Raw genomic sequence first — 12125 nt, forward strand, 5'->3', positions numbered from 1 at the left:
TTGCTCGTAGTGCCGAGCCGAAAACGCGGGATGGGGCTTACTGCTTCGTCTTGGACAGGAATTCCGGCAGTAGCGGATTATTGGTCTGCAGTGAGGCCTTGCTGGGGAGCTGCGAGACATCCCAGCCGCCGCCGAGGGCCACAATCAGATCAACATGGGCGATCGCCTGGCTTTGGTGAATACCAAGAGCCTGAACTTCGTAATTCAGGGCATTCTGCTGGCTGGTCAGGACGGTCGTGTACGTCTGGGTACCGGCCATGTATTCATTGAGAGAGACACGGACGGCTTCCTGAGCGGACTTGACGGCGACATCCTGCTGAGCCAGCTGCTCGTCAAGGATACGCAGGTTCGACAGATTATCCTCAACACCCTGCAGCGCGCTCAGCACGGTCTGGCGATAGGTCGCCACCGAGGCATCGTAATCGGCCCGGGCGCTGAGCACGGCCGCGCTGCGTGCGCCGCCATTGAACAGGGTCTCGGTCGATGACGCGCCGAGCGACCAGAAGCGCGTGGCTGCCTGGATCAGCGTTTGAAGCGGGTTGCCGCTATACCCATAGGTCGCGCTGACCGAGATCTCTGGATAGAAGGCGGCGATATAATAGCCGATCTCGGCATTATACCCTTCCATATTGCGTTCGGCGGCTGCGATATCGGGGCGGCGCTGCAGAAGCACCGACGGCACGGCACTGGGCGCTGTGGGCAGGGTAAGGGGCAGAGCCCCGACGGGAATGGTCAGATCGGCAGGGGCGCGACCAATCAGAACGGCTATGGCATGTTCGTATTGGGCCCGTGTGATCCCGGCCTGAGTGGCCTGCGCCTCGGTCTGTTGCAACTGATACCGTGCCTGCCAGAGCGCACTCGGGTCCGTTACGCCGGCATCGACCTGATTTTGCACGATGCTGAGCGCCTGACGGAAATAGCCCACATTATCGAGGTAGAGCTTCTTCAGGCTGTCCTGATAACGCAGGTTGAAATACGCATTGGCCAGCTGGGACTGATAGGACAGCTGCGCATTGGCGAGATCAGCCGCGCTCGCCTGGGTGGCCGTCACCTGCTGCTGGATCTGGCGACGGATACGGCCCCAGACATCGAGCGTCCAGGAGGCAGAAGGCCCGGTATTCCATGTATTGACTGTGGTCGTGGTGGAGTAATTGACCACAGACCCGGAACTGGCGCTTCGTGAGCCGCTACCCTGGGCGTTACGGCTGAAACTGAATGAGCCGGAAAGCGTGGGGAAGAGCTGGGCGCGAATGGAATCGATGGTCGCCTCGGCCTTGCGATACTGCGCCTCATATTGCTTCACGTTCTGGTTGGAGATCGCGACCTGCGACTCAAGCCAGTTCAGCTGGGGATCGTGATAGACTTCCCACCACGCACCTTTTGGCGCCTCGGCCAACTGGGGCTGGGCGACACCCCAGCCTGCAGGCGGCTTGGGGGCTTCCTTGAACTTGGCCGAAATCACCGCATGGGGACGATGGTAGTCAGGCCCCACCATGAAGCAGCCTGAAAGCAGGGGCGTGCAACATGCAGCAAGGAGGGACAGGCGTCGGGCTGAGCGAGACGGGGAGAAAGTCATCCTTGGGTCTGATCCTGATGGTGCCGGCGGAAAAGCATGGAGGTGGAGTGGAAGAACCGTGAGATCCTGCGTCCCATCGCATCGAGCGTCAGGAAAACGGCAGGCGTGCTGTAAAGGGTGAGGGCCTGACTGACGACCAGACCGCCGAGAATGGAAATACCCAGAGGGCGGCGCAATTCTGCACCATAGCCATTGGCAATGATCAACGGAACTGCACCCAGCGCTGCGGCGAGCGAGGTCATGATGATGGGGCGAAAGCGCAGGGCGCTGGCCTGACGAATGGCTTCTTCGGGGGTGGCGCCGTCGCGCTGGGCTTGCATGGCGAAATCGATCAGCATGATGGCGTTTTTCTTGACGATGCCAATCAGCAGGATCACGCCGATCATCGCGATCAGCGAGAACTCTTCACCAAAGATCTGGAGCGCCAGAATGGCCCCGACCCCGGCGGAAGGCAGCGTGGAGAGAATGGTGAGCGGGTGCACGAGGCTCTCATAGAGCACGCCCAGCACAATATAGACCGCGGCCAGGGCCGCGAGGATGAGCAGGGGCTCGTCATTGACCGATTTCTGGAACAGGGCGGCATTACCGGCAAAGCCACCCTGAATATCTGAGGGCACATGCAGCTTGATCAGTGCAGCATTGATGGCCGTCACCGCATCACCCAGTGACACGCCCTGCTTGAGGTTGAACGAAATGGTGGTGGCCACCGATTGTCCCTGATGGTTCACGCTCAGGGCCGTGGTGCCCGGAATGATATGCGAGGTCAGGCTGAGCGGCACCATAGTCTCTGCGCTGGTCGCAACTGCCGAGCCCGAAGAGGCATTGCTACCGCCGGCCAGACTGTTGGCCATCTGGTTCTGGTAGTTGGAATCGGCGGTCGAGACGCTGCTTGAGGCCGTGCTGGTCGTGACAACGCGGATGCGGTTCGACGCGACGCTGCCTGAGGCCGTACCGCCCGAGGTGCTGATCCAGACCTGCTGTAGCGTGTTGGGGTCCCGCCAGAAGCGTGGCGCGGCTTCCATGATCACACGATACTGGTTGATCGGCTTGTAGATGACTGAGGCAGCACGCTGCCCATAGGCATCGAACAGGATATTCGAGACAAGTTGTGGGGTAATCTGGAAACGTGACGACAGGTCGCGGTTGATCTTCACATCAAGTGCCGAGCCGCCTTCGCTCAGATCGGAGGAGACATCCATAAGCCCCGGAATTTTCTGGAAGGCTTCCACCACCTTGGGGGTGAGGGTGAAAAGCTCATCGGCATCGGGGCCTTGCAGGGCATACTGGTAAGAGGCATTGCCGCCACGGGCACCCGCTCTTACGGCACCGGGTGCCATGAAGAAAATCTCGGCGCCGACCATATGGCTGAACTTGCGGCCCAGGCGTTCGATGGTCTGGGTGACCGTGTCGCTACGAGCGGATTTGTCCTTGAGCGAGGCAAAGAGATTGGCCTGATTGGCCTGACGACCGCCCAGAAAACCGACGATGGCGGCGACATCGCGATCTTTCGAGACGGTCCTGGCTACCTCATAGGTCTTGCCGCTCATCTGGCTGAATGACGATGACTGATCGCCGATGATATGGCCCATCATCATGCCGGTATCTTCATCCGGGAAGAAGCCCTTGGGCATCTTCACGAAAAGCGCACCTGCGATGAACAGGGTGGCTGGCAGGGTCAGAAGCATCAACCAGCGATGGCGCAGAGACCAGTCGAGCGAGGCGACATAGCCATCGGTAACACGGGTGATCTGCCGATCAAGGAAGATGGCGATACGTGCGCGCTGATGCCCTTCTTTTGCAGGGCGCAGCAGCAGGGCGCAGATCATGGGGGTGAGTGACAGCGACAGGATCATCGAGATCACAAGGGTGATCGAGATGGTCATGGCGAATTCGTGGAACAGTCGCCCGGCAATCCCGCCCAGAAGGATGATCGGCACAAACACCGCAATAAGCGAGAGGGTGATGGAGACGACCGTAAAGGCCACTTCACCCGCGCCGATCAGCGCCGCCTTGAGTGGCGAGAGACCCTGCTCCAGATAACGGGTGATGTTCTCGAGCACCACGATGGCATCATCAACCACGAAGCCGGTGGAGATGGTGAGCGCCATGAGTGACATGTTGTCGAGCTGGTAGCCCAGCAGCTTCATGACAGCGAAGGTCGCGATGATGGAGGTGGGCACCACAATCGCCGGGACCAGAATGGCCGGGGCCGATTGCAGGAACACCAGCACGACCAGCACCACCAGCACCACGGCAAGGATGAGCGTCAGCTTGGTGTCATCCAGCGCGGCGCGAATGGTCTTGGAGCGATCAACGGCAATATGCAGGTCGATATCGGGGGGTAGGGCCGCCCGGATAAGGGGCAGACGCGCCTTGATCTCGTCGGTGGTCTTGACCACGTTCGCCCCTGCCTGAGCAAAGACCAGCCCCACCACGGCACGCTGTCCGTTATAGACGCCGAGCGTACGCAGGTTTTCCACGCTGTCATTGACCTCGGCCACACTCGACAGGCGGACAGGGCGGGCATTGCGATAGGCGATGATCAGGTCGCGATAGGCCTGGGCCTTCTCAGCCTGGTCGTTGGTGTCCAGCGTAAAGCGATAGCCGCCCTGATCGATGAAGCCTTTGGGCGTATGGGCATTGGCCGAGGCCAGCGATGCGCGCACATCCTCGAAGCTGATCCCGAATTTGTAGAGCAGGAGCGGATTGACCTCGACGCGCACGGCAGGGAGGGCACCGCCACCGACTTCCACCTCGCCGACACCCTGAACCTGACTAAGCTGCTGCTGCAGAACGTTCGTGGCCTGATCGTACAGCATGGCCGGGGTCTTGGTGGGGGAGGTGAGCGCCATCACGAGGATGGGCGCGCCGTTCGGATTGGCCTTCTGATAGCTGGGGTTGGTGCGCAGCGTGGTAGGCAGGTCGGCACGGGCGGCCTGCAAGGCAGCCTCGACATCGCGCGCTGCCCCGTTGATGTCGCGTGACAGATCGAATTGCAGGATGATCCGGGCCTGATTGACCATGGATTGCGAGGTCATCTCGCTCAGCCCGGCAATAGCACCCAGATGACGCTCAAGCGGCGCTGCGATCGTGCTTGCGATCTCGGTAGGCGAGCCACCCGATTGCTGCGCCTGCACCATGATGACCGGCATGTCCACATTGGGCAGATCGGCCACCGGAAGCATGGTGTAGGCCAGCATTCCGGCAATGAGCATGGCGGCCGTCAGGAGCGAGGTCGCAACGGGCCGCAGAATGAAGGGGCGGGTGATATTCACTCGCCACCCTGTTCCGCAAGGCGCTCAGACATGGAGCGGAGCCCGAAACGACGACGCGTTGCGGCGGCGATGCGATCCATCATCAGGTAGATGACCGGTGTGGTGAAGAGGGTGAGAAGCTGCGACAGCAGCAACCCGCCCACAATCGACACACCGAGCGGGCGACGCAGCTCGGATCCTACGCCATGGCCGAGCATCAAGGGCAGGGCACCGAAGAAGGCGGCCAGCGTGGTCATCAGGATCGGGCGAAAGCGCAGCAGCGCCGCACGACGGATGGCATCGAAAGGTGCCAGCCCGTCCAGTCGCTCGGCCTCTAGCGCGAAGTCGATCATCATGATGGCGTTTTTCTTCACGATGCCGATCAGCAGCACAATGCCGATAATCCCCATGACATCCAGATCCATGCCGCAAAGCGAGAGCGCCAGCAGTGCGCCGATGGCGGCAGAGGGCAGGGTGGAGAGGATGGTGATCGGATGAATGAAGCTCTCATAGAGCACGCCCAGCACGATATAGACCGCCACAAGCGCCGCAATCACCAGATAAAGCTCGTTGCTCAGCGAGGAGCGGAACGCAGCCGCCGTGCCCTGGAACGCCGTCTGGAAAGCGGGAGGCAGACCGATGCTCGACGCTGCATGGTCGATGGCATTCGTTGCTGCACCCAGCGAATAGCCCTCGGCCACATTGAAGGACACGGTGGTGGCCGGGAACTGGCCGAAATGCGTGATGAGTAGCGGGGCGAGGCCCTTGGTGATGGTGGTTACCTGATGCAGCGGCACCAGACCTGAGGTGGGCAGACGGGTCGGGCCGGATGAGCTCTGGCCAGCCTCACTGGAGATGCCAGGCAGGTAAAGCTGGCCGAGGCTGGCTAGGTCATGCTGGAAACGCGGCTCAGTTTCGAGGATCACGCGATACTGGTTGGACTGGGTATAGATGGTCGAGATCTGGCGCTGGCCGTAGCTGTCATAGAGCAGATTATCGATGGTCTGCGGCGTAATGGAGTAGCGTGCGCCATTGGTACGATCGAGGTCGACATGCGCGACCAGCCCCTCGGCCTGCAGGTCGGAGGTGACATCGGCCAGAGCGGGTTCCTGCTGCAAGGCGGTAAGGAGCTTGGGCACCCAGGTCTTGAAGGTATCGTAATCCGGGTTCTCGAGCAGGAACTGATACTGCGTGGCGGACACCGTGGAATCGAGAGACAGATCCTGCACGGGCTGAAGGAACAGCCGCGCACCGGGTGTCGAGCTTCCCCGCTCGGCCAGACGCTTGAGGATGGCAGAAAGCCCACTGCTGCGCTGGTCCAGCGGCTTGAGGTTGATCAGCATACGCCCGACATTGAGCGTCATGTTCTGCCCGTCGATACCGACGAAGCTCGACACGCTGGCAACGTCAGGATCTTCAAGCACGGCGGCGATCACCGCCTCCTGATGCTTCTTCATGCTGTCGAATGAGATGGCCTGCGCCATCTGGGTAATACCCTGCACCACGCCTGTATCCTGACGGGGGAAGAACCCCTTAGGGATGATCACGGCAAGGAACACGGTCAGCACAAAGGTGCCCAGCGCCACGAGCAGGGTCGCTGTCTGGTGACGCAGCACGAAATCGAGCCAGCGCGCATAGGTGGCGATCAGGCGCTCGATGGCATTGCCAACCCGTGCGGCGACGCGCTGGAAGCGGGTGGTGGCATGCTCGTCATGGGCGCGCTCGCTGAGCAAACGGGCGCACATCATGGGCACGAGCGTAATGGAAACGATGGCCGAGATCACGATGGTGATCGCCAGCGTCATGGCAAATTCATGGAACAGGCGACCGACCACATCGCTCATGAAAAGCAGCGGGATAAGCACGGCAATGAGCGAGACCGTCAGCGAGATGATGGTAAACCCGATCTCCTGCGAGCCCTTGACGGCCGCGGTATAGCGGTCTTCTCCCATCTCGATGTAGCGCGCGATGTTTTCGATCACCACGATGGCGTCATCCACCACGAAGCCCGTCGCAATGGTCAGAGCCATAAGTGAGAGGTTATCGAGCGAGAAATCGAGCAGATACATCACCGCCAACGTGCCGATAAGCGAGAGCGGTACGCTTAGGCTTGGAATGATGGTGGCGGGCACGTTGAACAGAAACACGAAGATCACGGCCACCACGAGCAGCATGGCCATGCCGAGCTCGAATTCCACATCTGCCACCGAGGCGCGAATGGTGGTGGTGCGGTCGGTGAGCGGGGTGATCTCGATACCGGGCGGCAGAGTCTTGCGCAGCTGCGGCAGGACCGCCAGCACGTTGTCGACCACTGAAATCACATTGGCGCCGGGCTGGCGCTGGACGTTCAGGATCAGTGCGGGCGTCTTGTCCGACCAGGCGGCAAGCTGGTCATTCTCGGGTCCCTGCACCACGGTGCCCACATCGCGCAGGCGGATCGGGCCGTTATCCTGATAGGCGATGATCTGGTTCATCAACTGGTCGACAGATGAAATCTGTCCGTCGATGCGCAGCGTGGTCGAGCGATGTGGGCCGTCGAACGTGCCGGTTGGTGAGTTGATGTTGACCGTGCCGATGGTGGTGCGCACCGTATCGATGGCGATACCGTAGGAGGTCAGCTTGGGAATGTTGATCCGAACGCGTATGGCCTTGCGATTGCCACCCGAAAGCGTGACAAGGCCCACACCCGAAATCTGGCTGACACGCTGCTGAAGCCGCGTATTCACATAATCCTGCACCTCGGTCAGGGGCATGGTGCGCGAGGTGATGCCCAGCGTGAGGACGGGGGTGTCAGCCGGGTTGACCTTGGCATAGATCGGCGGGGCCGGAAGGTCGGTCGGCAGAAGAGAGTTGGACTGGTTGATGGCCGCCTGGACTTCCTGCTCGGCAATATCCATCGACATGTCGAGCCCGAAGCGCAGCGTGATGACCGAAGCGCCGCCCGATGACTGCGAGGTCATCTGGTCGAGGCCAGGCATCTGACCGAGCTGCGTTTCGAGCGGAGCCGTGACCGATGTCGCCATCACATCCGGGCCTGCGCCCGGATAGAAGGTCGAGACCGTGATGGTCGGATATTCCACCTGGGGCAGGGCCGAGATCGGCAGGAAGTGATAGCCGAGCAGGCCGGTCAGCATGATCGCCAGCATCAGGAGCGATGTGGCGACCGGGCGATCGATGAAGAGACGAGAAGGATTCATGGGCGGGCTTACTGCGCGGGCTTGGCGGCAGGAGCGGGAGTGGCGCTGGTGTCGCCCTTGTTCCCGTTATCCGACGCATTGGCATTGGCATTGTCAGCAGGGATGCTCACCTTGGCACCGGGGCGCAGATGATTGGTGCCATCGGTCACTACGCGCTCGCCCAGCTTGAGCCCCGTCTTGATGACCGTCACGTCATTGCTGGCAATGCCGGTCGTGACGTTGCGGACCTCAACCGTGTTGTCGTCTTTCACGACATAGACGAACTGGCCATCCGGGCCAGTCTGAAGCGCGTTGGACGACAGCAGGATGACGTTATGCAGCGTGTCGACCAGCAGACGGGCATTGACGAACTGGTTCGGGAACAGGTGCTCGTCTTCATTGGTGAAGATGGCGCGCATACGCACTGTGCCTGTAGCCGTGTCGATCTGGCTGTCCAGCGCCTTGACGGTGCCGGAGGCGATCTTGCTCAGGTTCGCGCTATCCCACGCATCGACAGGAAGCTGGCCCACAGCGCGCAGCCTGTCCATGACCTGCGGCAACTGGTCCTGCGGCAGGGTGAAGATCACGGAGATCGGCTGCATCTGCGTGAGGATGGTCAGACCGCCTGACTGTCCCGCCGTAAAGTAATTGCCCATATCGACAGCGCGGATGCCGACACGACCATCAACAGGCGCAATGATGTGACAGTAATACAGGTTCAGGCGAGCATTATCGACATTGGCCTGGTCGAGCTTGACGGTGCCCTCAAGCTGCTGGACCTTGTACTGTGCATCGATGGCCGTCATGGCGGCAATCGAGTTCTGCTTGATCAGCTTGTCGTAACGCCCGGCATTGATGCGGGCATCGGCCAGCTGGGCCTGATCCTGCTTCAGTGTGCCAAGCTGCTGTTCCAGCGCTACCTGATAGGGGCGCGGATCGATCAGCACCAGCTCGTCACCGGCCTTGACGTGTTGCCCTTCCTTGAAGGCCACATTCATGATGTAACCGCTTACGCGGGCCTGCACGGTCACGTTGGTGATCGGCACGACGGTACCGAGCTCTGTCAGGACCTCGGGCATGTCACCCGTCTTGACCACAGCCACGGCGACAGGTGTTGCCTCGCTGTTGCCCTGTGCGGTGGCACCGGTGCGATGGCCACCGCGACCGGCATGATGCGTGCGTGAATGGGGGCGCAGGAAGGCGACGGCAAGAAGCAGGACAATCAGACCGCCGATAATGAAAAGCAGGCGCCGCTTGCGCCGGGGTCTTGCCGGCGCGGGCGAGGCGGAAGGGTGGGGCGCAGCATGGCGCGCAGGCTGGGTCCGGTCAGGGCCCGTCTGATCAGTCATCTCTTCTCGTCTTCCATCACCCAAACCAAAGGCGGACACATGCGCCTACTGGTGTTTGAGACATACGTTATTTGAGGCCGCCGTAACATGACGTCAGCTAAATTCTAGTTCAAACACGAAACAATTCACAATATCCCACGTTACATGCGGTCGCTCGGGAAGGCGGAATTTGGCGAAGATGTCGAGGAAACCGTTTTGCTCATGCGCCGTTCGTCCTAACGTCACGGATGTTTAGAGCACCGTTAAGTGAAAGGATTATGACAATGGCTGATGCAGTAGAGAAAAAGGGCGAAGGTCTGCTTGATGAAGCCAAGGGCCGTCTGAAGGACGCTGCCGGCGGTCTGACAGGCGATACCAAGCTTCAGGCTGAAGGCAAGATCGATCAGCTTTCCGGCATGGCCCAGCAGGAATTCGCCGATCTTTACGACGATGCCGAGACCACTCTGGAAAAGGCGACTGCCTTCGTGCAGGACCGCCCGCTGATTTCACTCAGCGTTGCCATTCTGGTCGGCACCATTCTTGGCGCAATTTTCTTCGGACGCTCCAAGAAGAAGTAAGACCTAAGGGCAGACCTGATGGAGGAAGGGAGATCGCAGCGATGTGGTCTCCCTTTTGTCATTTTGCGGGCAAAAATGATTCACTCACGCATTACAGGGGTTTACAGCGCGATTCGGGTGATTCAAAAGCGATTCGCAGGACTGTGCGACTCGGGCAGTCTGTCTTGTTTCAAGCTGCCAGGGATCATGTAACTGCACCATGCCGGACTACACTCTCGAACTTGCCAATGGGGCACCGGAGAAGAGGGTCGCCGGCCTGGACGAGGTGGGCCGTGGCCCGCTTGCTGGACCTGTCATCGCGGCAGCACTCATGTTTCTCGAGCCGCCCGATGCGGCGCTCTCTGTGCTGATCGATGATTCAAAGAAGCTGAGCGCCCGTCGTCGCGAGGCAGCTTATGCGGTGCTGATCGATCACCCTTCAGTCCGGATCGGGCTTGGAGCGGCATCGGTGGCTGAAATCGAGCAGATCAATATCGGCAAAGCCTGCCACCTTGCCATGCAGCGCGCCCTAACGCATCTCGGTGCCGTTCCAGACCTCGCCCTTGTCGATGGCAATCGCCTGCCTGCATTGGGTTGCCCGGCCATCGCTGTCATTGGCGGCGACCGCAAGAGCCTTTCCATTGCCGGGGCATCGATCATCGCCAAGGTCAAGCGAGATCGCCTCATGGCTCGCCTCTCGGAACGCCATAACGCTTATGGCTGGGAGAAAAATGCGGGCTATGGCACGGCTGTCCATATGGCCGGTCTGCGCGAAGCCGGTGTCACGCCGCATCACCGACGCGATTTTGCCCCTATACGTGCCCATATTGCGGGTGCCACCCATTCGGCCGGAGCCATCTAATGCAGGATTTTCCTCTCGATCAGATCCTGTGTGGCGAGTGCATCGACACGATGCGTGGCCTGCCTGATGCCAGCATTGACTGCATCTTTGCCGATCCGCCGTATAACCTGCAGTTGCGCGGCGAACTGCGCCGCCCGGATGAAAGCGTGGTCGATGGTGTGGACGATGCTTGGGACAAATTTGCCGATTACGCGACCTACGATAATTTCACGCGTGAATGGCTGACCGAGGCCCGTCGCCTGCTGACCAAGGATGGGACGATCTGGGTAATCGGGTCCTATCACAACGTGTTCCGGCTGGGCGCGATCATGCAGGATCTGGGGTTCTGGATCCTGAACGACATCGTCTGGCGCAAGGCCAATCCTATGCCCAATTTCAGGGGGCGTCGTTTCACCAATGCCCACGAGACCCTGATCTGGGCCGCGCGCGGGCCTGAAAGCAAATATCGCTTCAATTATCAGGCCATGAAGGCGCTGAATGATGACATGCAGATGCGAAGCGACTGGTATCTGCCGCTCTGCACCGGCAACGAGCGCCTGCGCAACGCGCACGGTCTGAAGCTGCATCCGACCCAGAAGCCGGAAAGCCTGCTTCATCGCGTCCTGATTGCGTCCACCATCGTGGACGATATTGTTCTTGATCCGTTCTCGGGTAGCGGGACGACAGCGGCGATGGCAAAGCGCCTCGGGCGCCGGTTTATCGGTATCGAGCGGCACCCCGACTATATCGAGGCGGCACGTGCCCGCGTCGAAGCCGAGGTGCGTCTTTCCGACGAGCAACTGGCGATCACTCCGGCCAAGCGCGAGATGCCCCGCGTGCCGTTTGGCAGCTTCGTCGAGCAGGGGGCCTTGCCTGCCGGGACCGAGCTGTTCGACCGCCAGCGTCGTATCAGCGCGATTGTCATGCCCGATGGCAGCCTCGTTTCCGGCTCGCATCGCGGCTCCATTCACAAGATGGGCGCCTTGCTGACCAACGCCCCATCGTGCAACGGCTGGACGTTCTGGTATTTTGAACGCCAGGGCGAAGTGCTTCAGATTGATATCCTGCGCACTGAAATGGCGCAGACGCCCCTGCGTAACGTCGGCTAGGTTCCCCCGTCCCGCCGCACGGCTCTGCGTTCGTGGGGTCTGATTTGTAAAACTGGACAAGATCACGCTACCCGGCACGCTGTTTGTGCTGATGTCATTGCGGCCCGTCCAAGGGCTTGGGAAAGTGTCGCACCCTGATTGTGCAGACAGAACCGGCATCAGGCCGGTGCAAGCCGGCGCTTGTGTATTAGTTGGTTTTATTGACAAATTATGTCGGGTTACTGTGACTTTGCATCTGTAACATGCTGGAGCGTTTATAGATCAGGCTCGCGGGCAAGCGTGTT

The 12125-nt window shown here is 60.4% G+C and carries 7 protein-coding genes; 3 read left to right on the forward strand and 4 right to left on the reverse strand.

The window, feature by feature from the left end; translation table 11 throughout:
- Positions 1 to 37: 37 nt before the first annotated feature.
- Genes P5689_RS11575 through P5689_RS11590 form a run of 4 tightly spaced genes read right to left on the reverse strand, consistent with a single transcriptional unit; the run spans position 38 to position 9355 of the window.
- Entirely contained in the window at positions 38 to 1576 is a 1539-nt protein-coding gene (locus tag P5689_RS11575; RefSeq protein ID WP_023978975.1) for an efflux transporter outer membrane subunit, read from the reverse strand.
- Positions 1573 to 4851, reverse strand: a complete 3279-nt coding sequence (locus tag P5689_RS11580; protein WP_285533262.1) for an efflux RND transporter permease subunit — start codon at positions 4849 to 4851, stop codon at positions 1573 to 1575. Before P5689_RS11580 ends, P5689_RS11575 begins: the two co-directional genes overlap by 4 nt.
- Positions 4848 to 8027: an efflux RND transporter permease subunit gene (locus P5689_RS11585; protein WP_023978973.1), complete on the reverse strand. Its 3180-nt coding sequence runs from the start codon at positions 8025 to 8027 to the stop codon at positions 4848 to 4850. Before P5689_RS11585 ends, P5689_RS11580 begins: the two co-directional genes overlap by 4 nt.
- Positions 8028 to 8035: 8 nt before the next feature.
- Positions 8036 to 9355, reverse strand: coding sequence for an efflux RND transporter periplasmic adaptor subunit (locus P5689_RS11590; RefSeq protein ID WP_285533264.1), 1320 nt, complete (start codon positions 9353 to 9355; stop codon positions 8036 to 8038).
- A 263-nt stretch (positions 9356 to 9618) separates the two neighbouring features.
- On the opposite strand from P5689_RS11590, the gene P5689_RS11595 reads away from it, so the two are divergent.
- From P5689_RS11595 to P5689_RS11605, 3 genes are all read left to right on the forward strand, one after another.
- Positions 9619 to 9912, forward strand: coding sequence for a CsbD family protein (locus tag P5689_RS11595; RefSeq protein WP_023978971.1), 294 nt, complete (start codon positions 9619 to 9621; stop codon positions 9910 to 9912).
- A 199-nt stretch (positions 9913 to 10111) separates the two neighbouring features.
- The gene (locus P5689_RS11600) at positions 10112 to 10753 is read left to right on the forward strand and encodes a ribonuclease HII (RefSeq protein WP_285533266.1); all 642 of its coding nucleotides are present in this window, start codon (positions 10112 to 10114) and stop codon (positions 10751 to 10753) included.
- A complete protein-coding gene (locus tag P5689_RS11605; RefSeq protein WP_122049176.1) occupies positions 10753 to 11841 on the forward strand; it encodes a DNA methyltransferase in 1089 nt (362 codons plus the stop codon). Before P5689_RS11600 ends, P5689_RS11605 begins: the two co-directional genes overlap by 1 nt.
- The last annotated feature ends 284 nt before the right edge of the window (positions 11842 to 12125 follow it).

The sequence above is a fragment of the Asaia sp. HumB genome, assembly GCF_030263835.1.
GTDB lineage: Bacteria > Pseudomonadota > Alphaproteobacteria > Acetobacterales > Acetobacteraceae > Asaia > Asaia bogorensis.

Bases quoted from the DNA above. Each gene is read 5' to 3' on its own strand.
- P5689_RS11605 (WP_122049176.1), top strand. From the start codon at position 10,753: ATGCAGGATTTTCCTCTCGATCAGATCCTGTGTGGCGAGTGCATCGAC.
- P5689_RS11585 (WP_023978973.1), bottom strand. From the start codon at position 8,027: ATGAATCCTTCTCGTCTCTTCATCGATCGCCCGGTCGCCACATCGCTC.
- P5689_RS11575 (WP_023978975.1), bottom strand. From the start codon at position 1,576: ATGACTTTCTCCCCGTCTCGCTCAGCCCGACGCCTGTCCCTCCTTGCT.
- P5689_RS11590 (WP_285533264.1), bottom strand. From the start codon at position 9,355: ATGACTGATCAGACGGGCCCTGACCGGACCCAGCCTGCGCGCCATGCT.
- P5689_RS11595 (WP_023978971.1), top strand. From the start codon at position 9,619: ATGGCTGATGCAGTAGAGAAAAAGGGCGAAGGTCTGCTTGATGAAGCC.
- P5689_RS11600 (WP_285533266.1), top strand. From the start codon at position 10,112: ATGCCGGACTACACTCTCGAACTTGCCAATGGGGCACCGGAGAAGAGG.